General features: G+C 66.0%; 37 protein-coding genes. All 37 read left to right on the top strand.

The window, feature by feature from the left end; translation table 11 throughout:
- Nucleotides 1-213, top strand: a 213-nt coding sequence (locus ABT158_RS40610) for a hypothetical protein (protein ID WP_175600297.1), incomplete at its 5' end; no start/stop codon positions are given.
- Nucleotides 214-230: 17 nt separating this feature from the next.
- Entirely contained in the window at nt 231-4,106 is a 3,876-nt protein-coding gene (locus tag ABT158_RS40605) for a DNA-directed RNA polymerase subunit beta' (protein WP_352362909.1), read from the top strand.
- Nucleotides 4,107-4,661: 555 nt separating this feature from the next.
- On the top strand, nt 4,662-5,036 hold the full coding sequence (gene rpsL, locus ABT158_RS40600; protein WP_020542315.1) for a 30S ribosomal protein S12: 375 nt from the start codon (nt 4,662-4,664) through the stop codon (nt 5,034-5,036).
- A gap of 2 nt (nt 5,037-5,038) precedes the next feature.
- Complete coding sequence (gene rpsG, locus ABT158_RS40595) at nt 5,039-5,509, top strand: 30S ribosomal protein S7 (protein WP_043623423.1); 471 nt, start codon at nt 5,039-5,041, stop codon at nt 5,507-5,509.
- A gap of 90 nt (nt 5,510-5,599) precedes the next feature.
- The gene (gene fusA / locus ABT158_RS40590; RefSeq protein WP_502911610.1) at nt 5,600-7,648 is read left to right on the top strand and encodes an elongation factor G; all 2,049 of its coding nucleotides are present in this window, start codon (nt 5,600-5,602) and stop codon (nt 7,646-7,648) included.
- Between the two features lie 109 nt (nt 7,649-7,757).
- A complete protein-coding gene (gene tuf / locus ABT158_RS40585) occupies nt 7,758-8,951 on the top strand; it encodes an elongation factor Tu (protein WP_352362904.1) in 1,194 nt (397 codons plus the stop codon).
- 252 nt (nt 8,952-9,203) lie between these two features.
- Nucleotides 9,204-9,512, top strand: coding sequence for a 30S ribosomal protein S10 (rpsJ, locus tag ABT158_RS40580; RefSeq protein WP_012887830.1), 309 nt, complete (start codon nt 9,204-9,206; stop codon nt 9,510-9,512).
- A 14-nt stretch (nt 9,513-9,526) separates the two neighbouring features.
- Nucleotides 9,527-10,180, top strand: coding sequence for a 50S ribosomal protein L3 (rplC, locus tag ABT158_RS40575; protein ID WP_138694761.1), 654 nt, complete (start codon nt 9,527-9,529; stop codon nt 10,178-10,180).
- Nucleotides 10,177-10,827, top strand: coding sequence for a 50S ribosomal protein L4 (gene rplD / locus ABT158_RS40570; RefSeq protein WP_352362901.1), 651 nt, complete (start codon nt 10,177-10,179; stop codon nt 10,825-10,827). Before rplC ends, rplD begins: the two co-directional genes overlap by 4 nt.
- Entirely contained in the window at nt 10,827-11,129 is a 303-nt protein-coding gene (gene rplW, locus ABT158_RS40565; protein WP_352327250.1) for a 50S ribosomal protein L23, read from the top strand. Before rplD ends, rplW begins: the two co-directional genes overlap by 1 nt.
- Nucleotides 11,130-11,235: 106 nt before the next feature.
- Nucleotides 11,236-12,072, top strand: a complete 837-nt coding sequence (gene rplB, locus ABT158_RS40560; protein ID WP_125644676.1) for a 50S ribosomal protein L2 — start codon at nt 11,236-11,238, stop codon at nt 12,070-12,072.
- Nucleotides 12,073-12,083: 11 nt separating this feature from the next.
- Entirely contained in the window at nt 12,084-12,362 is a 279-nt protein-coding gene (rpsS, locus tag ABT158_RS40555) for a 30S ribosomal protein S19 (protein WP_030451498.1), read from the top strand.
- Nucleotides 12,363-12,393: 31 nt separating this feature from the next.
- Nucleotides 12,394-12,747 carry a 50S ribosomal protein L22 gene (gene rplV, locus ABT158_RS40550; protein ID WP_080043235.1) on the top strand — a complete coding sequence of 118 codons (354 nt, stop codon included), beginning with the start codon at nt 12,394-12,396 and terminating at the stop codon, nt 12,745-12,747.
- A complete protein-coding gene (gene rpsC, locus ABT158_RS40545; RefSeq protein ID WP_352362898.1) occupies nt 12,747-13,592 on the top strand; it encodes a 30S ribosomal protein S3 in 846 nt (281 codons plus the stop codon). The genes rplV and rpsC overlap by 1 nt, the downstream gene beginning before the upstream one ends.
- A 2-nt stretch (nt 13,593-13,594) precedes the next feature.
- Nucleotides 13,595-14,014, top strand: a complete 420-nt coding sequence (rplP, locus tag ABT158_RS40540; protein ID WP_125644673.1) for a 50S ribosomal protein L16 — start codon at nt 13,595-13,597, stop codon at nt 14,012-14,014.
- Nucleotides 14,014-14,250 (top strand): 50S ribosomal protein L29, encoded by a 237-nt coding sequence (gene rpmC / locus ABT158_RS40535; RefSeq protein WP_080047279.1) that lies wholly within the window; start codon nt 14,014-14,016, stop codon nt 14,248-14,250. The genes rplP and rpmC overlap by 1 nt, the downstream gene beginning before the upstream one ends.
- Entirely contained in the window at nt 14,243-14,536 is a 294-nt protein-coding gene (gene rpsQ / locus ABT158_RS40530) for a 30S ribosomal protein S17 (protein WP_352327248.1), read from the top strand. The genes rpmC and rpsQ overlap by 8 nt, the downstream gene beginning before the upstream one ends.
- Before the next feature lie 191 nt (nt 14,537-14,727).
- Nucleotides 14,728-15,099 carry a 50S ribosomal protein L14 gene (gene rplN / locus ABT158_RS40525; RefSeq protein WP_090769698.1) on the top strand — a complete coding sequence of 124 codons (372 nt, stop codon included), beginning with the start codon at nt 14,728-14,730 and terminating at the stop codon, nt 15,097-15,099.
- Nucleotides 15,099-15,395, top strand: a complete 297-nt coding sequence (gene rplX / locus ABT158_RS40520; RefSeq protein WP_502911609.1) for a 50S ribosomal protein L24 — start codon at nt 15,099-15,101, stop codon at nt 15,393-15,395. Before rplN ends, rplX begins: the two co-directional genes overlap by 1 nt.
- A complete protein-coding gene (rplE, locus tag ABT158_RS40515; protein ID WP_352327490.1) occupies nt 15,395-15,970 on the top strand; it encodes a 50S ribosomal protein L5 in 576 nt (191 codons plus the stop codon). Before rplX ends, rplE begins: the two co-directional genes overlap by 1 nt.
- 4 nt (nt 15,971-15,974) lie before the next feature.
- Nucleotides 15,975-16,160, top strand: a complete 186-nt coding sequence (locus ABT158_RS40510) for a type Z 30S ribosomal protein S14 (RefSeq protein WP_020542298.1) — start codon at nt 15,975-15,977, stop codon at nt 16,158-16,160.
- A 145-nt stretch (nt 16,161-16,305) separates the two neighbouring features.
- Entirely contained in the window at nt 16,306-16,704 is a 399-nt protein-coding gene (rpsH, locus tag ABT158_RS40505) for a 30S ribosomal protein S8 (protein WP_125644666.1), read from the top strand.
- Between the two features lie 17 nt (nt 16,705-16,721).
- Nucleotides 16,722-17,264 carry a 50S ribosomal protein L6 gene (rplF, locus tag ABT158_RS40500; protein ID WP_352327491.1) on the top strand — a complete coding sequence of 181 codons (543 nt, stop codon included), beginning with the start codon at nt 16,722-16,724 and terminating at the stop codon, nt 17,262-17,264.
- A gap of 2 nt (nt 17,265-17,266) precedes the next feature.
- Nucleotides 17,267-17,650, top strand: coding sequence for a 50S ribosomal protein L18 (gene rplR / locus ABT158_RS40495; protein ID WP_125644663.1), 384 nt, complete (start codon nt 17,267-17,269; stop codon nt 17,648-17,650).
- Nucleotides 17,651-17,675: 25 nt separating this feature from the next.
- Nucleotides 17,676-18,305 (top strand): 30S ribosomal protein S5, encoded by a 630-nt coding sequence (gene rpsE, locus ABT158_RS40490; RefSeq protein WP_049572667.1) that lies wholly within the window; start codon nt 17,676-17,678, stop codon nt 18,303-18,305.
- Nucleotides 18,306-18,307: 2 nt separating this feature from the next.
- The gene (gene rpmD, locus ABT158_RS40485) at nt 18,308-18,490 is read left to right on the top strand and encodes a 50S ribosomal protein L30 (protein WP_080043226.1); all 183 of its coding nucleotides are present in this window, start codon (nt 18,308-18,310) and stop codon (nt 18,488-18,490) included.
- A 2-nt stretch (nt 18,491-18,492) separates the two neighbouring features.
- Complete coding sequence (gene rplO, locus ABT158_RS40480) at nt 18,493-18,948, top strand: 50S ribosomal protein L15 (RefSeq protein ID WP_352327492.1); 456 nt, start codon at nt 18,493-18,495, stop codon at nt 18,946-18,948.
- Between the two features lie 171 nt (nt 18,949-19,119).
- A complete protein-coding gene (gene secY / locus ABT158_RS40475) occupies nt 19,120-20,424 on the top strand; it encodes a preprotein translocase subunit SecY (RefSeq protein ID WP_352362893.1) in 1,305 nt (434 codons plus the stop codon).
- Nucleotides 20,424-21,074, top strand: coding sequence for an adenylate kinase (locus tag ABT158_RS40470; RefSeq protein ID WP_352327494.1), 651 nt, complete (start codon nt 20,424-20,426; stop codon nt 21,072-21,074). The genes secY and ABT158_RS40470 overlap by 1 nt, the downstream gene beginning before the upstream one ends.
- 126 nt (nt 21,075-21,200) lie before the next feature.
- Entirely contained in the window at nt 21,201-22,010 is an 810-nt protein-coding gene (gene map, locus ABT158_RS40465; RefSeq protein WP_352362891.1) for a type I methionyl aminopeptidase, read from the top strand.
- Nucleotides 22,011-22,027: 17 nt separating this feature from the next.
- Nucleotides 22,028-22,453, top strand: coding sequence for a DUF1707 SHOCT-like domain-containing protein (locus tag ABT158_RS40460; protein WP_352362889.1), 426 nt, complete (start codon nt 22,028-22,030; stop codon nt 22,451-22,453).
- Nucleotides 22,454-22,561: 108 nt separating this feature from the next.
- Entirely contained in the window at nt 22,562-22,939 is a 378-nt protein-coding gene (locus tag ABT158_RS40455; RefSeq protein WP_352362887.1) for a hypothetical protein, read from the top strand.
- 276 nt (nt 22,940-23,215) lie between these two features.
- A complete protein-coding gene (gene infA / locus ABT158_RS40450) occupies nt 23,216-23,437 on the top strand; it encodes a translation initiation factor IF-1 (RefSeq protein ID WP_012887858.1) in 222 nt (73 codons plus the stop codon).
- Nucleotides 23,438-23,461: 24 nt separating this feature from the next.
- Nucleotides 23,462-23,575, top strand: a complete 114-nt coding sequence (gene rpmJ / locus ABT158_RS40445; RefSeq protein ID WP_003956441.1) for a 50S ribosomal protein L36 — start codon at nt 23,462-23,464, stop codon at nt 23,573-23,575.
- A gap of 213 nt (nt 23,576-23,788) precedes the next feature.
- Complete coding sequence (gene rpsM / locus ABT158_RS40440) at nt 23,789-24,169, top strand: 30S ribosomal protein S13 (protein WP_125644650.1); 381 nt, start codon at nt 23,789-23,791, stop codon at nt 24,167-24,169.
- A 42-nt stretch (nt 24,170-24,211) separates the two neighbouring features.
- The gene (gene rpsK / locus ABT158_RS40435; RefSeq protein ID WP_020542285.1) at nt 24,212-24,616 is read left to right on the top strand and encodes a 30S ribosomal protein S11; all 405 of its coding nucleotides are present in this window, start codon (nt 24,212-24,214) and stop codon (nt 24,614-24,616) included.
- Between the two features lie 23 nt (nt 24,617-24,639).
- A complete protein-coding gene (rpsD, locus tag ABT158_RS40430) occupies nt 24,640-25,266 on the top strand; it encodes a 30S ribosomal protein S4 (protein ID WP_352327498.1) in 627 nt (208 codons plus the stop codon).
- Nucleotides 25,267-25,272 lie beyond the last annotated feature (6 nt).

Here is a 25,272-nt window from a genome sequence, read left to right as displayed (position 1 = left end):
GTCAAGGGCGAGAACATCCCCGAGCCGGGCATTCCGGAGTCCTTCAAGGTCCTCATCAAGGAAATGCAGTCGCTGTGCCTCAACGTCGAGGTGCTCTCCAGCGACGGCATGTCCATCGAGATGCGCGACACCGACGAGGACGTCTTCCGCGCGGCGGAGGAACTCGGTATCGATCTGTCCCGGCGTGAGCCGAGCAGCGTGGAAGAAGTCTGAGGGGGAGATCGCACACAATGCTAGACGTCAACTTCTTCGACGAGCTCAGGATCGGTCTTGCGACCGCCGACGACATCCGTCAGTGGTCGCACGGCGAGGTCAAGAAGCCCGAGACCATCAACTACCGGACTCTCAAGCCGGAAAAGGACGGACTCTTCTGCGAGAAGATCTTCGGTCCGACCCGCGACTGGGAGTGCTACTGCGGCAAGTACAAGCGCGTCCGGTTCAAGGGCATCATCTGTGAGCGCTGCGGCGTCGAGGTGACCCGGGCCAAGGTGCGTCGTGAGCGGATGGGCCACATCGAGCTGGCCGCGCCCGTCACGCACATCTGGTACTTCAAGGGCGTGCCGTCGCGCCTCGGCTACCTGCTCGACCTGGCCCCGAAGGACCTGGAGAAGGTCATCTACTTCGCGGCCTACATGATCACGCACGTCGACACCGACATGCGTGAGCGTGACCTGCCCTCGCTGGAGGCGAAGATCTCCGTCGAGCGGCAGCACATCGAGCAGCGCCGTGACGCCGACGTCGAGTCCAGGCAGAAGAAGCTCGAGTCCGACCTGGCCGAGCTGGAGGCCGCCGGCGCCAAGGGCGACCAGCGGCGCAAGGTCCGCGAGGGCGCCGAGCGCGAGATGCGCCAGCTCCGCGACCGTGCCCAGCGCGAGCTGGACCGGCTCGACGAGGTCTGGAGCCGCTTCAAGAACCTCAAGGTCCAGGACCTCGAGGGCGACGAGCTGCTCTACCGCGAGATGCGCGACCGCTTCGGCCGCTACTTCAAGGGCGGCATGGGCGCGCAGGCGATCCAGGACCGTCTGATCAGCTTCGACCTCGACGCCGAGGCCGAGAACCTGCGCGAGACCATCCGCAGCGGCAAGGGCCAGAAGAAGGCCCGCGCCCTCAAGCGGCTCAAGGTCGTGTCGGCGTTCCTGAGCACGACCAACTCGCCGCGCGGCATGGTGCTCGACTGCATCCCGGTCATCCCGCCGGACCTGCGCCCGATGGTGCAGCTCGACGGTGGCCGGTTCGCGACCTCCGACCTCAACGACCTGTACCGCCGGGTCATCAACCGGAACAACCGCCTCAAGCGTCTGCTCGACCTCGGCGCCCCCGAGATCATCGTGAACAACGAGAAGCGGATGCTCCAGGAGGCCGTCGACGCGCTGTTCGACAACGGCCGTCGCGGTCGCCCGGTGACCGGCCCCGGCAACCGGCCGCTGAAGTCCCTCAGCGACATGCTGAAGGGCAAGCAGGGTCGGTTCCGCCAGAACCTGCTGGGCAAGCGAGTCGACTACTCCGGCCGTTCGGTCATCGTCGTCGGCCCGCAGCTCAAGCTGCACCAGTGCGGTCTGCCCAAGCAGATGGCGCTGGAGCTGTTCAAGCCGTTCGTGATGAAGCGGCTCGTGGACCTCAACCACGCGCAGAACATCAAGTCGGCCAAGCGGATGGTCGAGCGCGCCCGCCCCGTCGTGTGGGACGTGCTCGAAGAGGTCATCACCGAGCACCCGGTGCTGCTCAACCGCGCTCCGACGCTCCACCGTCTGGGCATCCAGGCGTTCGAGCCGCAGCTGGTCGAGGGCAAGGCCATCCAGATCCACCCGCTCGTCTGCACCGCCTTCAACGCGGACTTCGACGGCGACCAGATGGCCGTGCACCTGCCGCTGTCGGCTGAGGCCCAGGCCGAGGCACGCATCCTGATGCTCTCGACCAACAACATCCTCAAGCCGGCCGACGGCAAGCCCGTGACGATGCCCACCCAGGACATGGTCATCGGCCTCTACTGGCTGACCACCCACAAGGAAGGCGCGATCGGCGAGGGCCGCGTGTTCGGCTCGATCGCCGAGGCGCAGATGGCCTTCGACCGCCGCGAGCTGGAGATCCAGGCGAAGATCCAGATCCGGGTCAAGGACGTCCTGCCGCCGCGCGACTGGGTCGCTCCGGAGGGCTGGGAGCAGGGTGACCCGATCCGGCTGGAGACGACGTTCGGGCGGTGCCTGTTCAACCAGACGCTCCCCGAGAGCTACCCGTTCGTCAACTTCCAGGTGGGCAAGAAGCAGCTGTCCACGATCGTGAACGAGCTGGCCGACACCTACCCCAAGGTCGAGGTCGCCAACTCGCTCGACGCGCTCAAGGACGCGGGCTTCCGCTGGGCGACCCGCTCCGGCGTCACGATCTCGATCGAGGACGTCGTCGCGCCGCCGAACAAGACCGACATCATGGAGAACTACGAGCGCCGGGCCGACAAGGTCCAGCGCGAGTACGAGCGTGGTCTGATCACCGACGAGGAGCGCCGCCAGGAGCTCATCGAGATCTGGACCCACGCCACGGCCGACGTCGAGACCGACATGGTCAACGCCTTCCCGGCGACCAACCCGGTCTGGATGATGGTCAACTCGGGCGCCCGTGGTAACAAGATGCAGGTCCGGCAGATCGCAGGTATCCGTGGCCTGGTGTCCAACACCAAGGGCGAGACGATCCCGCGGCCGATCAAGGCCTCGTTCCGCGAGGGACTGTCGGTGCTGGAGTACTTCATCTCCACCCACGGTCAGCGGAAGGGTCTGGCCGACACCGCCCTGCGTACCGCCGACTCGGGTTACCTGACCCGTCGTCTGGTGGACGTCGCCCAGGACGTCATCGTGCGTGAGATCGACTGCGGCACCGACCGCGCGGTCCCGCTGCACGTCGGCGAGCGTGACGCGTCGGGCAACCTGGTCAAGGCGGAGAACGCCGAGTCCAACGTGCACGGCCGCATCATGGCCGAGGACGTCGAGGTCGACGGCAAGGTCATCGTCCCGGCGGGTGTCGACATCAACGACATCCACGTGACGAAGCTGGTCGAGGCCGGCGTCGAGACCGTCCGCACCCGCAGCGCGCTCGTCTGCGAGGCCAAGATCGGTGTCTGTGCGACCTGCTACGGCCGCTCGCTGGCCACCGGCAAGCTCGTGGACGTCGGCGAGGCGGTCGGCATCATCGCCGCCCAGTCGATCGGTGAGCCCGGCACGCAGCTGACGATGCGTACGTTCCACACCGGTGGTGTGGCCGGCGCCGACATCACCCACGGTCTGCCCCGTGTCACGGAGCTGTTCGAGGCGCGCATCCCCAAGGGTGTCGCCCCGATCTCCGAGGCCGAGGGCCGGGCCAGGATCGACGAGACCGACAAGACCAGGAAGATCGTCATCACCCCCGACGACGGGTCGGAGGAGATCGCCTACCCGGTCTCGATGCGTTCGCGCCTGCTCGTCCAGGACGGTCAGCGCGTGACGGTCGGCCAGCAGCTGATCGCCGGTGCGGTCAACCCCAACGAGGTGCTGCGCATCCTCGGCCCGCGGGCCGTGCAGCTGCACCTGGTGGCCGAGGTCCAGCAGGTCTACCGGTCGCAGGGTGTGTCGATCCACGACAAGCACATCGAGATCATCGTGCGGCAGATGCTCAAGCGCGTGAACGTGCTGGAGTCCGGTGACACCGACCTGCTGCCCGGTGAGCTGGTGGAGCGTCCGCGCTTCGAGCAGATGAACCGTGAGACGGTGGCCGAGAGCGGCTCGCCGGCCGCGGGCCGTCCGGTGCTCATGGGCATCACGAAGGCGTCGCTGGCCACCGAGTCGTGGCTGTCGGCGGCCTCCTTCCAGGAGACGACCAGGGTCCTGACGGACGCGGCGATCCACGCCAAGTCCGACTCGCTCCTGGGCCTGAAGGAGAACGTCATCATCGGTAAGCTCATCCCGGCCGGTACGGGCATGCCCCAGTACCGCAACATCCGGGTCGAGCCGACCGAGGAGGCCAAGGCCGCCATGTACACCGTCGGCGGTTACGACGGTTCCGCGGCCGACTACACCTTCGGCACGGGCAGCGGCGAGGCCGTCCCGCTGGAGGAGTACGACTTCGGTCAGTACAACCGCTAGCAGTTCGCAGGCGCCGCGCCCGGGTCTCTGTCCGAAGAGGCCCGGGCGCGGCGCTTTTGCGGCCGTACGCGCTGCCGTGGACGCTCCCAGACGCCCTGTGGGGGTGGGGCGGGCCCGGGGGAGACGGTCCGCCGGCCGGACGGTCTGTGGGCCGGTTGGGGGGCTCCCCGGCGAATCGGCACACGTCGGTCCCCAGGCCCGGTACCATTACCGCGGCGCTTCGGATGGGCTGGATGAGACAGGCCCCGGTGGCACGGAGCGGCGAGGCCGACAGGCGTTGCCGTGCCGTTTTGACGTGTCGGCTGGGCCTGGGTAGTCTTGAGCATCGTGCCCGTCTCTAGCGGGCTTTCGGCTGTGCGCTCATATCCATAGGGAGAGCGTCGGCTGGACTCTCAGGCTCGCAAGTCTCCGTGGGTGTGTCTGTGTGAATAGCGCGACACGCCCGACCGCGGGGGCGCCGGGACGAGGAAAACCAGCAGGTCATGACACCGGCAGTACCTGCGAAATGCAAGACCCAATGACGTAACACCGGCCAAGGCACGAAACGGAGTGGCAGTGCCCACTATTCAGCAGTTGGTCCGCAAGGGCCGGCAGGACAAGGTCTCCAAGACCAAGACTCCTGCCCTCAAGGGGAGTCCGCAGCGGCGCGGTGTGTGCCAGCGCGTTTACACCACGACCCCGAAGAAGCCCAACTCGGCACTGCGCAAGGTGGCCCGCGTTCGGCTCACGAACGGCATCGAGGTCACGGCTTACATCCCCGGTGTGGGCCACAACCTGCAGGAGCACTCCATCGTGCTCGTGCGTGGCGGTCGTGTGAAGGACCTGCCTGGTGTTCGCTACAAGATCATCCGCGGTTCGCTCGACACCCAGGGTGTCCGCAACCGCAAGCAGGCCCGCAGCCGCTACGGCGCGAAGAAGGAGAAGAGCTAACAATGCCTCGTAAGGGTTCTCCTGGCCGTCGTCAGCTCATGTCTGACCCGGTTTACAGCTCGCCGCTGGTGACCGCCCTGATCAACAAGGTGCTCCTCGACGGCAAGCGTTCCATCGCGCAGTCGATCGTCTACGGCGCCCTCGAAGGCTGCAGGGAGAAGACGGGCAACGACCCGGTCGTCACCCTCAAGCGCGCGCTTGACAACGTCAAGCCCACCCTCGAGGTCCGCAGCCGCCGTGTCGGTGGCGCGACCTACCAGGTGCCGGTCGAGGTGCGCGCCGCGCGCAGCACCACCCTGGCCCTGCGCTGGCTGGTGCAGTACTCCCGCGCCCGCCGCGAGAAGACCATGACCGAGCGCCTCATGAACGAGCTCCTCGACGCCAGCAACGGCCTCGGGGCGAGTGTCAAGAAGCGCGAGGACACCCACAAGATGGCCGAGTCCAACAAGGCCTTCGCCCACTACCGCTGGTAACCCGGCGGGTTCGACGAGACGACGAGGACGCGAGTTAAAGTGGCCGCTACGACCGCTCTTGACCTGGCCAAGGTCCGCAACATCGGGATCATGGCCCACATCGACGCGGGCAAGACCACCACGACCGAGCGCATCCTGTTCTACACCGGTATCAACTACAAGATCGGTGAAGTCCATGAGGGCGCTGCCACCATGGACTGGATGGAGCAGGAGCAGGAGCGCGGCATCACGATCACGTCTGCCGCGACGACCTGTGAGTGGACCGGTCACACCATCAACATCATCGACACTCCGGGTCACGTCGACTTCACCATCGAAGTGGAGCGCTCGCTCCGCGTCCTCGACGGTGCCGTCGCCGTGTTCGACGGTGTCGCCGGTGTCGAGCCGCAGTCGGAGACGGTGTGGCGGCAGGCTGACCGGTACGAGGTCCCGCGCATCTGCTTCGTGAACAAGATGGACCGTGTCGGCGCGGAGTTCCACCGCTGCGTCGAGATGATGGTCAGCCGCCTGGGCGCGACCCCCGCTGTGATCCAGCTTCCGTGGGGTGTCGAGGCCGACTTCAAGGGCGTCATCGACCTCATCAAGATGAAGGGGCTCATCTGGAGCGCCGACGCGGCCAAGGGCGAGATGTACGACACCGTCGACATCCCGGCCGACCACGCCGACGCCGCCCGCGAGTGGCGTGACCGCCTCATCGAGACGGTCGCCGAGAACGACGACGAGCTGATGGAGCTCTTCCTGGAGGGCACCGAGCCCACCGAGGAGCAGCTGGTCGCGGCCATCCGCCGCGCCACGCTGAGCAGCGCCATCAACCCGGTGCTGTGCGGCACCGCGTTCAAGAACAAGGGCGTTCAGCCCCTGCTCGACGCGATCGTCGCCTACCTCCCCGCCCCGACCGACATCCCGGCGTTCAAGGGTTACGCGGTCGGCAACGAGGAGAAGGTGATCGAGCGTCACGCGGACCCGGCCGAGCCGTTCTCCGCGCTGGCCTTCAAGATCGCCAGCGACCCGCACCTGGGCAAGCTCACCTACATCCGCATCTACTCCGGCACCCTCGACACCGGTTCACAGGTCGTGAACTCGGTGAAGGGCAAGAAGGAGCGGATCGGCAAGATCTACCAGATGCACGCCAACAAGCGCGAAGAGCGCCCGCAGGCGATCGCCGGTCAGATCGTCGCCGTCATGGGTCTGAAGGACACCACGACCGGCGACACCCTTGCCGACCCGGCCAACCCGGTCGTGCTCGAGTCGATGACGTTCCCGGCTCCGGTCATCAACGTCGCCATCGAGCCCAAGACCAAGGGTGACCAGGAGAAGCTGTCCACCGCCATCCAGCGGCTGGCCGAGGAGGACCCGTCCTTCCAGGTCCGTCGTGACGAGGAGACCGGTCAGACGGTCATCTGGGGCATGGGCGAGCTTCACCTGGAGATCCTCGTCGACCGTATGCGCCGCGAGTTCAAGGTCGAGGCCAACGTGGGCCGCCCGCAGGTGGCCTACCGCGAGACCATCCGCCGCAAGGTGGAGAAGGTCGACTACACCCACAAGAAGCAGACCGGTGGTTCCGGTCAGTTCGCGCGGGTGATCATCGACCTGGAGCCGCTGGGCGAGGGCAACGACGGTTACGAGTTCCAGAACAAGGTCTCCGGTGGCCGCGTCCCGAGGGAGTACATCCCCTCGGTCGACGCCGGCGCCCAGGAAGCCGCCGAGTTCGGCGTGCTGGCCGGTTACCCGATGGTGGGCGTGAAGGTTACGCTGACCGACGGTGCCGCCCACGACGTCGACTCCTCGGAAATGGCGTTCAAGATCGCCGGCTCGATGGCCTTCAAGGAGGCCGCGCGCAAGGCGGACGCCGTTCTTCTCGAGCCGATGATGGCCGTCGAGGTCACCACGCCCGAGGACTACATGGGTGACGTCATCGGTGACCTCAACGGTCGCCGCGGGCAGATCCAGGCGATGGACGAGCGGGCCGGCGCCCGTGTCGTCCAGGCGCTCGTGCCGCTGTCTGAGATGTTCGGCTACGTGGGTGACCTGCGTAGCAAGACGCAGGGGCGCGCGAGCTACAGCATGCAGTTCGACTCCTACGCGGAGGTGCCTCCGGGCATCGCCAAGGAGATCGTCGCGAAGGCCCGGGGCGAATAACTTCCCGGTCCCTGGCGGGGTGGTGCGAGCCACCCCGCCGCCTAGGGGTCTGGGATCTCCCGGGCCCGAGTGTGTAGACAAGTCAGTCAGATTCTCAAGGAGAGAACCAGTGGGCAAGGCCAAGTTCGAGCGGACTAAGCCGCACATGAACATCGGCACCATTGGACACATCGACCACGGCAAGACCACGCTGACCGCGGCGATCACCAAGGTGCTTCACGACCGTTACCCCGAGCTCAACAAGGCGACCCCGTTCGACAAGATCGACAAGGCGCCCGAGGAGAAGGCTCGCGGTATTACGATCTCCATCGCGCACGTCGAGTACCAGACCGAGAAGCGTCACTACGCTCACGTTGACTGCCCCGGTCACGCCGACTACGTGAAGAACATGATCACCGGTGCCGCTCAGATGGACGGCGCGATCCTCGTGGTCGCCGCCACCGACGGCCCGATGCCGCAGACGAAGGAGCACGTCCTCCTGGCCCGCCAGGTCGGCGTCCCCTACATCGTCGTGGCGCTGAACAAGGCCGACATGGTCGACGACGAGGAGATCCTCGAGCTCGTCGAGCTGGAGGTCCGTGAGCTCCTGTCCGCGCAGGAGTTCCCCGGCGACGACCTGCCCGTCGTCCGCGTCTCCGCCCTCAAGGCTCTCGAGGGTGACGAGAAGTGGGCCGACAGCATCATCGAGCTGATGAACGCGGTGGACGAGAACGTCCCCGAGCCTCCCCGTGACACGGAGAAGCCGTTCCTCATGCCCGTCGAGGACGTCTTCTCGATCACCGGTCGCGGCACCGTCGTCACCGGTCGTATCGAGCGCGGCATCGTCAAGGTCAACGAGCAGGTCGACATCATCGGCATCAAGCCGGAGAAGACGACGACCACCGTCACCAGCATCGAGATGTTCAACAAGATGCTCGACGAGGGTCACGCCGGCGACAACGCCGCCCTCCTGCTCCGCGGCATCAAGCGCGACGACGTCGAGCGCGGCCAGTGCATCATCAAGCCGGGCACGACGACCCCGCACACCGAGTTCACCGGCCAGGTCTACATCCTGTCCAAGGACGAGGGCGGCCGCCACACGCCGTTCTTCAACAACTACCGCCCGCAGTTCTACTTCCGTACGACTGACGTGACCGGTGTGGTGAACCTCCCCGAGGGCACCGAGATGGTCATGCCGGGCGACAACACCGAAATGCGCGTTGAGCTGATCCAGCCCATCGCCATGGAGGAAGGCCTCAAGTTCGCGATCCGTGAGGGTGGCCGCACCGTCGGCGCCGGCCGGGTTGTGAAGATCATCAAGTAGCTCGACCGTCGGGGCGGCGGTCGGCCCCACATTCAGGGCCGACCGCCGTACCGCGTCAGGGCCTCGCGTAAAGCGCCGTGATCCAGCAGTCGCTTCGGCCATAGTGACCGAAGTAACTGCCGGATCACGGAAGAAAAGACAGATCAACAGTGTCTGTCTCGTGGGGTCACGCAGGGTCAGACCTGCAGCAACACAGCGGCACAAGGCCGCACGATACTTTTTCAGACGACAGCGAAGGACACCGAGGCCACTATGGCGGGACAGAAGATCCGCATCCGGCTTAAGGCCTATGACCACGAGGTCATCGACAGCTCGGCCAAGAAGATCGTCGAGACGGTGACGCGGACTGGCGCGAAGGTCGCGGGCCCGGTGCCGCTGCCGACCGAGAAGAACGTGTACTGCGTCATCCGCTCGCCGCACAAGTACAAGGACAGCCGCGAGCACTTCGAGATGCGCACGCACAAGCGGCTGATTGACATCATCGACCCGACCCCCAAGACGGTTGACTCGCTCATGCGGCTCGACCTCCCCGCGGGTGTCGACATTTCGATCAAGCTCTGAGGGAACGCACTGACATGGCTAAGACGATCAAGGGCGTCCTGGGCAAGAAGCTCGGCATGACCCAGGTCTTCGACGCGGACAACCGGATGGTTCCGGTGACCGTGGTCGAGGCCGGTCCGTGCGTGGTGACCCGGGTCCGCACCGCAGAGAAGGACGGCTACTCCGCCGTTCAGCTCGGCTTCGGGCAGGTCGACCCCCGGAAGGTCAACAAGCCGCTCGGCGACTACCTGCGTAAGCACGACATCACCCCGCGCCGTTACTTCGCGGAGATCCGCACCGACGACGCGAGCGACTACACCCTGGGCCAGGAGCTGCTGGCCGACACCTTCGAGGCCGGCCAGTTCGTCGACGTGACGGGCAAGAGCAAGGGCAAGGGCTTCGCCGGTGTCATGAAGCGGCACGGCTTCGGTGGTCTGGGCGCGTCGCACGGTACGCAGCGCAAGCACCGCTCGCCGGGTTCCATCGGTGGCTGCGCCACCCCGGGCCGCGTATTCAAGGGCCTGCGCATGGCCGGTCGGATGGGTAACGTCCGCACCACTGTGCAGAGCCTCAAGGTTCACTCCGTTGACGCCGAGAACGGTCTCATCCTGATCAAGGGTGCGATCCCCGGCGCGAACGGCAGCCTGGTCCTCGTCCGCACCGCTGCCAAGAAGGGGGCTGCCAAGTGAGCACCACTATTGACGTCCTCGACGCCAGCGGCGCCAAGGCCGGCACCGTCGAACTGCCCGAAGACGTCTTCGGCACGACGGTCAACGTTCCGCTGATCCACCAGGTGGTCGTGGCCCAGCTCGCCGCTCGCCGGCAGGGCACCCACAAGGCCAAGACCCGTGGCGAGGTCAGCGGTGGCGGCAAGAAGCCGTACCGGCAGAAGGGCACCGGCCGCGCCCGTCAGGGCTCGACCCGCGCGCCGCAGTTCACCGGCGGTGGCACCGTCCACGGGCCCGTGCCGCGTGACTACTCGCAGCGCACGCCCAAGAAGATGAAGGCCGCCGCGCTCCGCGGCGCCCTGTCCGACAGGGCCGGTGGCGGTCGCGTCCACGTGGTCAGCACGCTGGTGACGGGGGAGACCCCCAAGACCAAGGCTGCCCTGGACGCCCTGCGCAAGATCACTCAGGCTCCCCGCGTGCTCGTCGTCGTCGACGAGGCCGACGAGCTGACCTGGATGAGCCTGCGTAACGCTCCCGAGGTCCACCTGCTGGACGCCGGGCAGCTCAACACCTACGACGTGCTCGTGCACGACGACGTGGTCTTCACCCAGGAGGCGTACGACCAGGTCGTCGCGCGGCTGAGCCAGGGCGGGAAGGAAGACGCCTGATGGAGAAGATCGCCGACCCGCGCGACATCATCATCAAGCCGGTCGTCTCTGAGAAGAGCTACGGCCTGATCGATGAGAACAACAAGTACACGTTCCTGGTGAAGAAGACCGCGAACAAGACCCAGGTCAAGATCGCCGTTGAGCAGATCTTCGGGGTCAAGGTCACCAGCGTGAACACCATCAACCGGACGGGCAAGCGCAAGCGCACCCGCACCGGTTTCGGCAAGCGTCCCGACACCAAGCGCGCGATCGTGAGCCTGGTCGAGGGCGATCGGATCGACATCTTCGGTCAGATCGGCTAGCAGCGCCATAGATAGGAAGCGGACCGAAAGGTCTGCGAGGGACGAGACCGTCGCATTTCGGTGCGGCGGGCTCGCCCATGTAACCGACGAAGGATGAACGAAAAAGATGGGCATCCGTAAGTACAAGCCGACGACCCCGGGTCGCCGCGGGTCGAGTGTCTCGGACTTCTCCGAGATCACCCGCAGCACTCCCGAGAAGTCGCTGCTTGCGCCCCTTCACAGCAAGGGCGGCCGGAACGTACACGGCCGGGTGACCGCGCGCCACCAGGGCGGCGGACACAAGCGCGCCTACCGGATCATCGACTTCCGTAGGCATGACAAGGACGGCATCCCGGCGAAGGTCGCTCACATCGAGTACGACCCCAACCGCACCGCCAACATCGCTCTGCTCCACTACGCCGACGGTGAGAAGCGCTACATCATCGCGCCGACCGGCCTCAAGCAGGGCGACCGAATCGAGAACGGCCCCGCTGCCGACATCAAGCCGGGCAACTGCCTGCCGCTGCGCAACATCCCGACCGGTACCTTCATCCACGCGGTGGAGCTCCGTCCGGGCGGCGGCGCCAAGCTCGGTCGTTCCGCGGGCGCCCAGATCCAGCTGCTCGCCAAGGAAGGCCAGTACGCCACCCTGCGTATGCCGTCCGGTGAAATGCGCATGGTCGACGTGCGCTGCCGGGCGTCGGTCGGCCAGGTCGGCAACGCCGAGCAGGCCAACATCAACTGGGGCAAGGCCGGCCGTATGCGGTGGAAGGGCAAGCGCCCGACCGTCCGTGGTGTCGCCATGAACCCCGTTGACCACCCGCACGGTGGTGGTGAGGGCAAGACGTCCGGCGGTCGCCACCCGGTGAACCCGAAGGGCAAGCCCGAGGGCCGCACCCGCCAGGCCAACAAGTCCAGCGACCGGCTGATCATCCGTCGTCGGAGCAAGAGGAAGAAGCGGTAGGAGCAGCCGAAATGCCACGTAGCCTTAAGAAGGGTCCCTTCGTGGACGACCACCTTCAGAAGAAGGTGGACGCCCAGAACGAAAAGGGCACCAAGAACGTCATCAAGACGTGGTCGCGGCGCTCCATGATCGTTCCCGACATGCTCGGGCACACGATCGCCGTGCACGACGGCCGCAAGCACGTCCCGGTGTTCGTCACCGAGTCGATGATCGGCCACAAGCTCGGAGAGTTCGCCCCCACGCGGACGTTCCGCAGCCACGTCAAGGAAGACCGGCGCAGCCGGCGATAGACGCCTTCAGAAGCATTTAGAGGAGTAAGCGATGGAAGCCAGGGCTCAGGCGCGGTTCGTCCGTGTCACGCCCCTCAAGGCCCGCCGCGTGGTGGACCTTATTCGCGGGCTGCCCGCTTCGGAGGCGCAGGCCGTGCTGCAGTTCGCTCCCCAGTCGGCGAGCGAGCCGATCTACAAGGTGCTCAGCAGCGCCATGGCGAACGCCGAGCACAACTTCAACCTCGACCCCAGCACGCTCGTCGTGAGCCGCGCCTGGGTCGACGAGGGCCCGACGCTGAAGCGGTTCCGCCCGCGTGCACAGGGTCGCGCCTATCGGATCAACAAGCGGACGAGCCACATCACCGTGATCGTGGAATCCCGCGAGCCGAAGGGAAGGACCCGATAGTGGGCCAGAAGGTTAACCCGCACGGGTTCCGCCTCGGCATCACGACCGACTTCAAGAGCCGGTGGTACGCCGACAAGCTGTACAAGTCGTACGTCGCCGAGGACGTGGCGATCCGCCGCATGCTGCAGAAGGGCATGGAGCGGGCCGGCATCTCCAAGGTCGAGATCGAGCGCACCACGGACCGTGTGCAGGTGGACATCCACACCGCGCGTCCGGGCATCGTGATCGGCCGCCGCGGCGCCGAGGCGGACCGCATCCGCGGCGACCTCGAGAAGCTGACCAAGAAGCAGGTCCAGCTCAACATCCTCGAGGTCAAGAACCCGGAGATCGACGCCCAGCTCGTCGCTCAGGGTGTCGCCGAGCAGCTGTCCAGCCGTGTCTCGTTCCGCCGCGCCATGCGCAAGGCGATGCAGTCGGCCATGAAGTCCGGCGCCAAGGGCATCCGTGTCCAGTGCGCCGGTCGTCTGGGCGGCGCCGAGATGTCGCGGTCGGAGTTCTACCGTGAGGGTCGCGTGCCGCTGCACACCCTTCGCGCGGACATCGACTACGGCTTCTACGAGGCCCGTACCACCTTCGGCCGCATCGGCGTGAAGGTCTGGATCTACAAGGGCGAAGCTCCGACCAGCCGCGCCGAGCGTGAGGCGGCTGCCGCCGGCGCTCGTGCCGGTCAGCGTCGCGAGCGTGACGACCGTCGTGGTGGCGGCGGCGACCGTCCGCGTCGTGGCGGCGGTGACCGTCCGCGTCGTGGTGGCGGCCGTGGCGACCGCGCCCCCCGTACCGAGGCAGCTTCGCAGGCTGCCCCTGAGACCGGCCCGGCTGCGCAGCCGGGTGCTGAAGGGAGCTGACCATGCTGATCCCGCGCAGGGTCAAGCACCGCAAGCAGCACCGGCCTGACCGCAGCGGAGCCGCCAAGGGCGGCACCAGGGTCGTGTTCGGCGAGTTCGGCATTCAGGCTGTTGAGCACTCCTACGTGACCAACCGCCAGATCGAGTCCGCTCGTATCGCCATGACCCGTCACATCCGCCGTGGCGGCAAGGTGTGGATCAACATCTACCCCGACCGTCCGCTCACCAAGAAGCCGGCCGAGACCCGCATGGGTTCCGGTAAGGGTTCGCCGGAGTGGTGGATCGCCAACGTCAAGCCCGGACGCGTGATGTTCGAGCTGTCCGGCGTGGCGGAGTCGGTCGCGCGTGAGGCGCTCACCAGGGCGATCCACAAGCTGCCGATGAAGTGCAAGATCGTTAAGCGTGAAGTGGGTGAGGCGTGATGGCTAAGGGCCTGACCGCCGGCGAGCTGCGAGTGGAGGACCAGGACACCCTGGTCCAGAAGCTCAAGGAAGCCAAGGAGGAGCTGTTCAACCTCCGCTTCCAGGCAGCGACCGGTCAGTTGGAGAGCCACGGGCGGCTGCGCGCCGTCCGCCGCGAGATCGCCCGTATCTACACCGTGATGCGCGAGCGTGAGCTCGGCATCGTCACGGTCGAGAAGGAGACGAGCGATGGCTGAGACCGAGACCACCGAAACCACCGAGGCGAACGACGCGCGGAACTTCCGCAAGGTCCGTGAGGGCCTGGTCGTCAGCGACAAGATGGACAAGACCGTCGTCGTCGCCGTCGAGGACCGCGTCAAGCACCGTCTGTACGGCAAGGTCATCCGCCGTACGACCAAGTACAAGGCACACGACGAGGCCAACGCCTGCGGCGTCGGCGACCGCGTGCTGCTCATGGAGACCCGCCCCCTCTCCGCCACCAAGCGGTGGAGGGTCGTGGAGATCCTCGAGAAGGCCAAGTAAGGCTCTTCTCGGATATACCGCGCCTCGTGGGGGCCTCAGGGCCCCCATGACGGCGTCCAAGGACGCGAGGTCCTCCGGGCCTCGCGTCGCCTGCGGTGCGGCCCCTTCGTGGACTGTGGCCGTGGGAACAAGACAACGACAGGTTCCGCCAGGCTCAGAGATGAGAACCGGCGCGACTAACAGGAGTTCAAGTGATCCAGCAGGAGTCGCGGCTCAAGGTCGCCGACAACACTGGTGCGAAGGAAATCCTTTGCATCCGTGTTCTCGGTGGCTCGGGCCGACGCTACGCCGGTATCGGCGACATCATCGTCGCCACTGTCAAGGACGCGCTGCCGGGCAGCACGGGCGTCAAGAAGGGCGACGTGGTCAAGGCCGTCGTCGTCCGCACGGTCAAGGAGCGCCGCCGGCCCGACGGCTCCTACATCCGCTTCGACGAGAACGCCGCCGTCATCATCAAGGACAGCGGTGACCCTCGTGGCACTCGTATCTTCGGCCCGGTGGGCCGCGAGCTGCGCGACAAGAAGTTCATGCGCATCATCTCGCTCGCCCCGGAGGTGCTGTAATGCCGAAGCTGCATGTGAAGAAGGGTGACCTGGTTCAGGTCATCGCCGGCAAGGACAAGGGTGCCAAGGGTCACGTCATCGCCACGTTCCCGCGCGAGGACCGCGTGGTGATCGAGGGCGTCAACATGATCAAGAAGCACACCAAGGAGTCTCTCCAGGGTCCGCGTGGCGCCAAGACCGGCGGCGTGCAGACGATGGAGGGCCCCATCCACGTGTCCAACGTGAAGAAGCTCAAGGACGAGAAGCCCGCCGACAAGAAGGCCGACAAGGCCGAGGAGACGGGTGAGGACAGCTGATGACCGCCACGACCACTGAGACCGAGCGCCCGACGCCGCGACTCAAGACGAAGTACCGCGAGGAGATCGCGGCCCAGCTTCGCGAGCAGTTCGGCATCGAGAACGTCATGCAGATCCCGGCCCTGACCAAGATCAAGGTCAACATGGGTGTCGGTGAGGCGGCTCGCGACTCCAAGCTCATCGAAGGCGCCGTACGCGACCTCACCGCGATCACCGGTCAGAAGCCGGCCGTCGTCCGGGCGCGCAAGTCCATCGCGCAGTTCAAGCTGCGTGAGGGCATGCCGATCGGCGCGCACGTCACGCTGCGCGGCGACCGTATGTGGGAGTTCCTCGACCGCCTGCTGGCGCTGGCGCTGCCCCGTATCCGGGACTTCCGCGGCCTGTCGCCGAAGCAGTTCGACGGCAACGGCAACTACACGTTCGGTCTGACCGAGCAGGTCATGTTCCACGAGGTCGACCAGGACAAGGTCGACCGCCCGCGGGGCATGGACATCACGGTCGTGACCACCGCGACGAACGACGACCAGGGCCGGGCGCTGCTGAAGCTCCTCGGCTTCCCGTTCAAGGAGGCCTGATCCAATGGCGAAGAAGTCGCTGATCGCCAAGGCGGGGCGCAAGCAGAAGTTCGAGGTCCGGGCCTACACCCGGTGCTCGCGTTGCGGTCGTCCGCGCGCGGTGTACCGCAAGTTCGGTCTGTGCCGCGTGTGCTTCCGCGAGATGGCGCACCGGGGCGAGCTGCCCGGCATCACCAAGTCGAGCTGGTAGATACTCTGGGGGGCGGCCCCGCGTCGTCCCCCTGGGTCCATGTTCAGAAGAAGACAGGACGCTTTGCGTCCATGACCGCGCCGAAGGTCCACCGGCAGAGCGCTGCTTGGCCGACTGGAAACCGCGGCGAGGAAGGCCACTGGCCATGACGATGACCGACCCCATCGCAGACATGCTGACGCGTCTGCGCAATGCGAACTCGGCGTACCACGAGAGCGTGTCGATGCCGTATTCGAAGATCAAGGCGCACATCGCCGAGATCCTCCAGCAGGAGGGTTACATCCAGTCCTGGGCCGTCGAAGACGCCAAGGTCGGAAAGAACCTCGTGGTGGAGCTCAAGTTCGGGCCTACCCGTGAGCGTTCGCTCGCGGGCCTGCGCCGGGTTTCCAAGCCCGGTCTGCGGGTTTATGCGAAGAAGGACAACCTGCCTCGAGTCCTGGGCGGGCTGGGCGTCGCGATCATCTCGACGTCCGCCGGTCTCATGACTGACAAGCAGGCCGGCAAGCGTGGCGTGGGCGGCGAAGTCCTCGCCTACGTCTGGTAGAGGGGAGGAATCACAGCATGTCGAGAATCGGACGGCTGCCCATCCCTGTGCCCAGTGGCGTAGACATCACGATCACCGGCCAGGATGTCCAGGTCAAGGGCCCGAAGGGCACGCTTTCTCACACGGTCGCGGACCCGATTACGGTCGGTCGTGACGACGACGGCGCCATCGCCGTCTCCCGGCCCAACGACGAGAACAAGGTCCGTGCGCTGCACGGCCTGTCCCGGACGCTGATCGCCAACATGGTGCAGGGCGTCACCCAGGGGTACACGAAGTCCCTGGAGATCGTCGGCGTCGGTTACCGCGTTCAGGCCAAGGGCCCGACGCAGCTGGAGTTCTCGCTGGGCTTCAGCCACCCGGTCATCGTCGACGCCCCCGAGGGTGTCTCCTTCCGCGTCGAGAAGCCGACCCTGTTCCACGTGGACGGCATCGACAAGCAGAAGGTCGGCGAGGTCGCGGCCAACATCCGCAAGTTGCGCAAGCCTGACCCGTACAAGGGCAAGGGCGTGCGTTACCAGGGCGAACAGATCCGCCGCAAGGTCGGAAAGGCTGGTAAGTAGGCATGGCTCCGAAGACTGCGTTCAGCAAGCACACGGCTGCCCGCACCGTCTCGCGGGCTCGCCGTCACCGCCGCGTCCGCAAGTTCGTCGTCGGTACGGCCGAGCGTCCGCGCCTGGTCGTCAACCGCTCGACCCGTCACATGTTCGTCCAGATCGTGGACGACTCCGTCGGTCACACGCTGGTGAGCGCCTCCACCATGGACGCCTCGCTGCGCACCCTCGAGGCCGACAAGACGGAGAAGGCCAAGAAGGTCGGCGAGCTCCTCGCTCAGCGGGCCAAGGAAGCCGGGATCACCAAGGTCGTCTTCGACCGCGGTGGCAACCGCTACGCCGGTCGCATCGCGGCCCTGGCGGACAGCGCCCGCGAAGGCGGGCTGGAATTCTGATGGCAACTGAGAAGAGGAACCACTGATGGCTGCAGCTCCGCGTCGCGGTGGCGGCACCGGTGGCGAGCGGCGGGACCGTCGTGACGATCGCCGCGGTGGCGCCGCCGACAAGGGCGTCTCGTACATCGAGCGCGTAGTGAAGATCAACCGAGTGGCCAAGGTCGTGAAGGGTGGTCGTCGCTTCAGCTTCACCGCCCTCGTCGTCGTCGGTGACGGCAACGGCCTGGTCGGCGTCGGTTACGGCAAGGCCAAGGAAGTCCCCGCGGCCATCGCCAAGGGCGTCGAAGAGGCCAAGAAGCACTTCTTCAAGGTGCCCCGCATCCAGGGCACCATCCCGCACACCGTGCAGGGCGAGGAGGCGGCCGGTGTCGTCTTCCTGCGTCCGGCGTCGGCCGGTACCGGCGTCATCGCCGGTGGCCCGGTGCGCGCGGTCCTGGAGTGCGCCGGCATCCATGACGTGCTGTCCAAGTCGCTCGGCTCGGACAACCCGATCAACATCGTGCACGCCACCGTGGCGGCTCTGAAGGGCCTTTCCCGCCCCGAGGAGATCGCCGCCCGCCGTGGCCTGCCGATCGAGGACGTGGCTCCGGCCCGCATGCTCAAGGCTCAGCGCGAGGGCATCGCCGAGGCCGCGGCCGCGAAGGCGGTGAGCTAGTCATGGCACGCCTGAAGATCACTCAGGTTCGCTCGAAGATCGGTGGCAAGCAGAACCAGCGTGACTCGCTGCGTTCGCTTGGCCTGAAGCGAATCGGCGATGTCGTCGTCAAGGAGGACCGTCCCGAGATTCGCGGGATGGTGTCCGTGGTGACGCACCTCGTCGAGGTGGAAGAGGTCGACTAGTCATGACTGACAAGGCTCCGCTCAAGATTCACGACCTGCGTCCTGCTCCGGGTGCCAACAAGTCCAAGATCCGCAAGGGTCGTGGCGAGGCGTCCAAGGGCAAGACGGCCGGTCGCGGCACCAAGGGCAGCCACGCCCGTACCACGGTTCCCCTCGGCTTCGAGGGTGGCCAGGTGCCGCTGCAGAGGCGTCTGCCGAAGCTCAAGGGCTTCTCCAACGCCCTGTTCAAGACGACCTACCAGGTCGTCAACCTGGACCGGCTCGGCGAGCTGTTCCCCGAGGGTGGCGACGTCACCGTCGAGGCCCTGGTGGCCAAGGGCGCCGTTCGCAAGAACCAGCTCGTGAAGGTGCTCGGCACCGGCGAGATCTCCGTCGCTGTGAACGTTACGGCTCACGCCTTCTCGTCCGCCGCGAAGGAGAAGATCGCCGCCGCCGGTGGTTCCGTTACCGAGCTGTAGCTCCGCTATGACGAGGCGTGGGGGTTCCGACAATGGGCCCCCACGCCCTTAGTGCGTTAGAGTTCGGCGAGGCGGCAGGATTCTGTCCGGCTCGTTTGACTTGAGACTTGACATGGCAGATCCCCGCACCACCGCATACTCACATCGCCATAAAGGCGCGCAGGAGGGACCGTGCTGACCGCGTTTACCCGGGCGTTCCGGACACCGGACCTGCGCAAGAAGTTGCTCTTCACCCTGGGCATCATCGCGCTGTTCCGTCTCGGCTCGGTTCTTCCGACTCCGGGAGTTCACGTCCAGAACCTGGCGGCCTGTTTCGATCAGGCCCGTAACGGAGCCACCGGCAACATCTATGGGATGGTGCAGCTGTTCAGTGGTGGTGCGCTCCTGAAGCTGTCGGTGTTCGCGCTGGGCATTATGCCGTATATCACCGCGAGCATCATTCTCCAGCTGCTCGTCGTGGTGATTCCACGTCTTGAGGCTCTCAAGAAGGAAGGCCAGGCGGGTCAGGCCAAGATCACGCAGTATACGCGTTATCTGACCATCGGCCTCGGCGTCCTCCAGTCGACCGCCTTCATCGCGCTCGCGCGGTCCGGCCAGCTGTTCCCCAACTGCCAGCAGCCCGTCCTGCGCGACCCCGACAACATCTTCGGCATCGTCACGATGGTCATCATCATGACGGCCGGCACGTCGGTGATCATGTGGCTCGGTGAGCTCGTCACCGACCGCGGCGTCGGCAACGGCATGTCCATCCTGATCTTCACGCAGGTCGTCGCGGTCTTCCCGTCCGAGCTGACCAACATCTTCCAGGCGAACAAGTTCACCTTTGCGGTGGTCCTGGTCGTCGGTGTCTTCATGATCGCGGCAGTGGTCTTCGTCGAGCAGGCGCAGCGCCGCATCCCGGTCCAGTACGCCAAGCGCATGGTGGGCCGCAGGATGTACGGCGGCACCTCGACGTACATCCCGCTGAAGGTCAACCAGGCCGGCATCATCCCGGTCATCTTCGCCTCGTCGCTGCTCTACCTGCCGCAGCTGCTGACCTCGCTCTTCCCGACGTCGAACAACGCGGTCGTGCAGTGGATCTCCCAGTACCTGGTCAGGGGCGACCACCCGGTCTACATGATCACGTTCTTCGTGCTGATCGTCTTCTTCACGTACTTCTACGTGTCGATTACGTTCAACCCCGCTGAAGTCGCCGACAACATGAAGAAGTACGGTGGGTTCATTCCGGGCATCCGTCCCGGCCGTCCGACGGCTGAATACCTGAACTTCGTGCTCACCCGTCTGACCGCGCCCGGCGCGCTCTATCTGGGTCTGATCTCCATGATCCCGATCGTCGCGCTGGCGGTGGCCGGGGCTAGCCAGAACTTCCCGTTCGGAGGGACGAGCATTCTGATCATGGTTGGTGTCGGCCTGGACACGGTGAAGCAGATCGAGAGCCAGCTCCAGCAGCGTAACTACGAAGGTTTCCTGCGGTAGTGCGTCTCGTTCTCGTCGGGCCCCCCGGAGCGGGTAAGGGGACACAGGCCCAGTACATCGCATCGAACCTGTCCATCCCGAAGATCTCGACAGGTGACATCTTCCGTGCCAACGTCTCGGGCGGCACGGACCTCGGCAAGCTGGCCAAAACCTACATGGACCGTGGCGATCTCGTGCCCGACGAGGTCACCATCGCCATGGTCCGCGACCGACTGTCCGAGGACGACGCGCAGGACGGGTTCCTGCTCGACGGCTTCCCGAGGAACGTCGCGCAGGCGGAGATCCTGCGCGACATGCTCAAGGACTGGGGTCTGGAGCTCGACCTGGTGCTGGAGCTGGTCGTGGACGACGACGAGGTCGTCCGGCGGCTGGCGGGGCGGCGCACGTGCAGTCAGTGCGGCCGTATCTGGCACGTGGAGTTCGACGACAAGAAGGACGACAAGTGCGACGCCTGCGGCGGCGCGCTGTTCCAGCGGGACGACGACAAGGAAGAGACCGTCAGGCACCGCCTGGAGGTCTACCAGGAGCAGACCGCGCCGCTGGTCTCGTACTACGTCGACGAGGGCATCCTCGTGGGCGTCGACGCGACCGGGCCGGTCGAAGAGGTGACGCAGCGGGCCATGGAGGCGATCCGCCCGTACCTGGGATGACGCCGGACACGATCTCCTGCGAAGGTGGCACGGATCTCCGTGCCACCTTGCTTTTTTGTGTGCGGCTATTGTGGGGGAATTAGGGCTCCCACGAGGCCCGTCAGAAACCCCGGGGGGTGCCGAACGATGTTCAAGAGAAACCGACACGGAATCCAGATCAAGTCGCCCGAGCAGCTGGAGAAGATGCGGGCCGCCGGCCTGGTGGTCGGGCGCACGCTCGATCTGCTGAAGCGCTCCGTCGAGCCCGGCATGACGCCGCTCGACCTCGACTCCATCGCCGAGAAGGCGATCAGGGACGAGGGCGCGATCCCGTCGTTCAAGGGTTACCAGGGCTTCCCCGCGACGATCTGCGCGTCCGTCAACGACGAGGTGGTGCACGGCATCCCCACGGACGCCCGCAAGCTGCGCGAGGGCGACGTCATCTCCATCGACTGCGGCGCGATCCTGGAGGGCTGGCACGGCGACTCCGCCGTCACGGTGCCGGTGGGCGAGGTCGACCCGAAGCTGACCGAGCTGATGCGGGTCACCGAGGAGGCCATGTGGCGCGGCATCGCCGCGCTGAAGGTCGGCCGCCACCTGTCCGACATCGGCTACGAGATCGAGCGCTACGTCAAGACCCAGGGCCGCTTCGGCATCCCCCCGGAGTACGGCGGCCACGGCATCGGCACCGAGATGCACATGGACCCGTGGATCGCCAACCACGGCAAGCCGGGCCGGGGCCCGCTGCTGGAGGAGGGCATGTGCCTGGCCATCGAGCCCATGGTGAACCTGGGCACCGAGCGCACGCGCGTGCTGTCCGACGACTGGACGGTCGTGACGATCGACGGGAAGGCCTCGGCGCACTTCGAACACAGCGTCGCGGTGACACATAATGGACCTTGGGTGCTTACCGCCCTGGACGGTGGCGAAGAGCGCCTGAGTCACCTTCAGCCCTGACCCCCGGGAGTGGTGGAATGGCGAACAGCCCCGAGATGCGTGCCTCGGACGTCGACCGCGATCGGGTGGCCGCCATCCTCCGGGAGCACACCGCGCAGGGCCGCATCACGATGGACGAGTTCAACGAGCGGCTCGAAGAGCTCTACAAGAGCAAGACCTACGGTGACCTGGCCAAGCTGACGGCCGACCTGCCCGACGTCGACCTGCGCCACCGGCCGGCGAAGCCCGAGACGGCGCCCGCGACGCGCGGCAACCTGCATCCGGGCATGCGGGCGGCCTGGGGCGCCTGGGCCACGGCCAGCGCCATCAACTGGGTGATCTGGCTGATCGTGAGCGTCTCGTCCGGTCACATGATCTATCCGTGGCCGCTGTGGGTCATGGGGCCCTGGGGCGCGATCCTGCTGATGAGCACGATCTTCGGGAACGGGCCGAAGCGCAGTTAGCCCGGAGCTGTGTGTGCCGTAATGCACTGTGTGTATTCCTCCGCAGTGCGTGGCGGCGCTGGTTCCTAGCGTGTGCCGTGTCGGGAACACGACTCACGGAGGAATCAGATGCGCAAGGTCCTCGCAGCCGCCGCCCTCGCCGGCTCGATCGCCGTCACCGGTCTCGCCGTCGCCCCCGCCGCCCAGGCGGCCTCGTCCGGGGGGTGGGGTACGTTCTACGCGGCCAACCACAAGGCGTACACGCACGGGAGCACGTACCGGTCGCACGGCAAGGTGTACACCCACTGGTACGGCAAGGAGTCCACGCCGAGGTTCGGCTACGTGTGGTTCCGGTACTACGCGAATGGCAACTGGCACCAGTTCTCCAGGAAGTGGGACGGGAGCCACGACGAGACCTGGTCCGGCCGGGGGATCAAGAAGATCTACACGTGGACGTGCTGGGGCGGCTCGTCCACGTACTGCGGTGACCGGCACCGCATCTTCTAGGAGCAGCCCGCGAAGGACCCGCCGGCGCGCCCGGCGGGTCCTTCGGTGTGCGGGCGAAGGAGTGCGGGCCGTGGGGTAGACTCTTACATGGTTGTGTCAGGACACCTGGCACGCGTTTCGCGTTTTGGGCTCAGGTGTCGTACACTCCTTAGTCGGCTCACTATGACTATCACGCGTCGGCGGTCTTTGCCGATCGCCGCTCTCTTCGAAGCGTGAGGTCGCGGCTGCTTAGTGAACCGGAGCCTCAGACGACCGATCAGTGAAACGCGAGGGATTTTGGCCAAGAAAGACGGCGCCATCGAGATCGAGGGCACTGTGGTTGAGTCGCTCCCGAACGCCATGTTCCGGGTGCAGCTCGACAACGGCCATAAGGTCCTGGCCCACATCAGCGGACGGATGCGGATGCACTACATCCGAATTCTGCCGGACGACAGGGTAGTCGTTGAACTGAGCCCCTACGACCTGAGTCGCGGGCGGATCGTCTACCGATACAAGTAAGACGTCTGAGGAACACGAAGGACAATGAAGGTAAAGCCGAGCGTCAAGAAGATCTGCGACAAGTGCAAGGTGATTCGCCGGCACGGTCGCGTCATGGTGATCTGCGACAACCTGCGCCACAAGCAGCGTCAGGGTTAGTCGTACGCAAGGTTTCTCCGAGTCCGCCCCGTTTTAGGGAGCGGGCTCGACGCATGAGGAGCCCGCGACAGTAATCGCGTCTCACACCTGGGCCGGCGGAGCGATCCGTACCACCCAGGAGACCCCCGGTCGGAGGCCGGGGCCCTCACCCCGGGCATGGGGAGGGGTAGTGCGGCGCAAGACCTCCGCCCAAAAGAAGGAGAATGCCCGACCATGGCTCGCCTGGTTGGCGTCGACCTCCCCCGCGAGAAGCGGCTGGAGATCGCTCTCACCTACATCTACGGAATCGGCCGCACCCGCGCTCAGGAGATCCTCCAGGCGACCGGTGTCAGCGGCGACCTCCGCGTGCACCAGCTCTCCGACACCGAGCTCGTCCCGATGCGTGACTACATCGAGGCGAACTTCAAGATCGAGGGTGACCTGCGCCGCGAGGTCCAGGCCGACATCCGTCGCAAGATCGAAATCGGTTGCTACCAGGGCATCCGGCACCGCAAGGGCCTTCCGGTCCACGGTCAGCGCACGCAGACCAACGCGCGTACCCGTAAGGGCAAGAAGAAGACCGTCGCCGGTAAGAAGAAGCCCGGTAAGAAGTAGTCCACAGCCGCGGACCGAAGATCTCAGGAGTAATGGCAAACAATGCCTCCTAAGAGCCGTCAGGGTGCCCCGAAGAAGGTGCGCCGCAAGGAAAAGAAGAACGTCGCTCACGGGCACGCCCACATCAAGAGCACGTTCAACAACACGATCGTCTCGATCACCGACCCCAACGGGAACGTGATCTCCTGGGCCAGCGCCGGCCACGTGGGTTTCAAGGGCTCCCGTAAGTCCACCCCGTTCGCCGCCCAGATGGCCGCCGAGAACGCCGCCCGCCGCGCCATGGAGCACGGCATGCGCAAGGTCGACGTGTTCGTCAAGGGTCCCGGCTCCGGCCGTGAGACCGCGATCCGCTCCCTCCAGGCCACCGGCCTCGAGGTGGGTTCGATCCAGGACGTCACGCCGGTCCCGCACAACGGCTGCCGTCCGCCGAAGCGCCGCCGCGTCTGAATTTCCCCAGGAGATATTGAGAAATGGCTCGTTACACGGGCGCGGACTGCAAGCTCTGCCGTCGCGAGAAGACCAAGCTCTTCCTCAAGGGCAGCAAGTGCGAGTCCGCCAAGTGCCCCATCGAGATCCGTCCTTACCCGCCGGGTGAGCACGGCCGCGGACGCCCCAAGGAGTCCGAGTACCAGCTTCAGCTTCGCGAGAAGCAGAAGACCCGTCGCATCTACGGCGTCCTCGAGAAGCAGTTCCGCAACTACTACGAGGAGGCCGCGGGCAAGAGCGGCAAGTCGGGTGAGGTGCTGCTCCAGATCCTGGAGAGCCGTCTCGACAACGTCGTCTACCGCGCCGGCTTCGCCCAGTCGCGTGACGCCGCCCGCCAGCAGGTGCGCCACGGCCACATCCTGGTGAACGGCAAGAAGGTCGACATCCCGTCGTACCGCGTTCGCGAGCACGACATCATCGAGGTCCGCGAGACCAAGCGCAACCTGCTGCCCTACGAGGTCGCTCGGGCGACCGCGGGCGAGCGCACGGTTCCCGCGTGGCTCGGCGTCGTGCCGGAGAAGCTCCGCGTCCTGGTTCACCAGCTGCCGGTTCGCCAGCAGATCGACACCCAGGTCCAAGAGCAGCTCATCGTCGAGTACTACTCCAAGTAGTCACTG

Source organism: Nonomuraea sp. NPDC001636 (genome assembly GCF_040298265.1).
GTDB lineage: Bacteria > Actinomycetota > Actinomycetes > Streptosporangiales > Streptosporangiaceae > Nonomuraea.
Note: the sequence above shows the minus strand (reverse complement) of the source record. Positions and strands in the feature narration are given on the sequence as shown.

Excerpts from the sequence above, each read along its gene's own strand:
- rplE (WP_352327490.1), top strand. The coding sequence starts at position 15,395 with ATGACCGCCACGACCACTGAGACCGAGCGCCCGACGCCGCGACTCAAG.
- ABT158_RS40460 (WP_352362889.1), top strand. The coding sequence starts at position 22,028 with ATGGCGAACAGCCCCGAGATGCGTGCCTCGGACGTCGACCGCGATCGG.
- rpmJ (WP_003956441.1), top strand. The coding sequence starts at position 23,462 with ATGAAGGTAAAGCCGAGCGTCAAGAAGATCTGCGACAAGTGCAAGGTG.
- rplO (WP_352327492.1), top strand. The coding sequence starts at position 18,493 with ATGACTGACAAGGCTCCGCTCAAGATTCACGACCTGCGTCCTGCTCCG.
- ABT158_RS40605 (WP_352362909.1), top strand. The coding sequence starts at position 231 with ATGCTAGACGTCAACTTCTTCGACGAGCTCAGGATCGGTCTTGCGACC.
- fusA (WP_502911610.1), top strand. The coding sequence starts at position 5,600 with ATGGCCCACATCGACGCGGGCAAGACCACCACGACCGAGCGCATCCTG.
- map (WP_352362891.1), top strand. The coding sequence starts at position 21,201 with ATGTTCAAGAGAAACCGACACGGAATCCAGATCAAGTCGCCCGAGCAG.
- rpsM (WP_125644650.1), top strand. The coding sequence starts at position 23,789 with ATGGCTCGCCTGGTTGGCGTCGACCTCCCCCGCGAGAAGCGGCTGGAG.
- rpsK (WP_020542285.1), top strand. The coding sequence starts at position 24,212 with ATGCCTCCTAAGAGCCGTCAGGGTGCCCCGAAGAAGGTGCGCCGCAAG.
- rpsS (WP_030451498.1), top strand. The coding sequence starts at position 12,084 with ATGCCACGTAGCCTTAAGAAGGGTCCCTTCGTGGACGACCACCTTCAG.
- rplB (WP_125644676.1), top strand. The coding sequence starts at position 11,236 with ATGGGCATCCGTAAGTACAAGCCGACGACCCCGGGTCGCCGCGGGTCG.
- rplP (WP_125644673.1), top strand. The coding sequence starts at position 13,595 with ATGCTGATCCCGCGCAGGGTCAAGCACCGCAAGCAGCACCGGCCTGAC.
- rpsJ (WP_012887830.1), top strand. The coding sequence starts at position 9,204 with ATGGCGGGACAGAAGATCCGCATCCGGCTTAAGGCCTATGACCACGAG.
- rplR (WP_125644663.1), top strand. The coding sequence starts at position 17,267 with ATGGCTCCGAAGACTGCGTTCAGCAAGCACACGGCTGCCCGCACCGTC.
- ABT158_RS40455 (WP_352362887.1), top strand. The coding sequence starts at position 22,562 with ATGCGCAAGGTCCTCGCAGCCGCCGCCCTCGCCGGCTCGATCGCCGTC.
- rpmD (WP_080043226.1), top strand. The coding sequence starts at position 18,308 with ATGGCACGCCTGAAGATCACTCAGGTTCGCTCGAAGATCGGTGGCAAG.
- rplF (WP_352327491.1), top strand. The coding sequence starts at position 16,722 with ATGTCGAGAATCGGACGGCTGCCCATCCCTGTGCCCAGTGGCGTAGAC.
- rpsD (WP_352327498.1), top strand. The coding sequence starts at position 24,640 with ATGGCTCGTTACACGGGCGCGGACTGCAAGCTCTGCCGTCGCGAGAAG.
- rplC (WP_138694761.1), top strand. The coding sequence starts at position 9,527 with ATGGCTAAGACGATCAAGGGCGTCCTGGGCAAGAAGCTCGGCATGACC.
- rpsH (WP_125644666.1), top strand. The coding sequence starts at position 16,306 with ATGACGATGACCGACCCCATCGCAGACATGCTGACGCGTCTGCGCAAT.
- rpsG (WP_043623423.1), top strand. The coding sequence starts at position 5,039 with ATGCCTCGTAAGGGTTCTCCTGGCCGTCGTCAGCTCATGTCTGACCCG.
- rpsE (WP_049572667.1), top strand. The coding sequence starts at position 17,676 with ATGGCTGCAGCTCCGCGTCGCGGTGGCGGCACCGGTGGCGAGCGGCGG.
- rpsQ (WP_352327248.1), top strand. The coding sequence starts at position 14,243 with ATGGCTGAGACCGAGACCACCGAAACCACCGAGGCGAACGACGCGCGG.
- rpmC (WP_080047279.1), top strand. The coding sequence starts at position 14,014 with ATGGCTAAGGGCCTGACCGCCGGCGAGCTGCGAGTGGAGGACCAGGAC.
- ABT158_RS40510 (WP_020542298.1), top strand. The coding sequence starts at position 15,975 with ATGGCGAAGAAGTCGCTGATCGCCAAGGCGGGGCGCAAGCAGAAGTTC.
- rplX (WP_502911609.1), top strand. The coding sequence starts at position 15,099 with ATGCCGAAGCTGCATGTGAAGAAGGGTGACCTGGTTCAGGTCATCGCC.
- rplW (WP_352327250.1), top strand. The coding sequence starts at position 10,827 with ATGGAGAAGATCGCCGACCCGCGCGACATCATCATCAAGCCGGTCGTC.
- rplV (WP_080043235.1), top strand. The coding sequence starts at position 12,394 with ATGGAAGCCAGGGCTCAGGCGCGGTTCGTCCGTGTCACGCCCCTCAAG.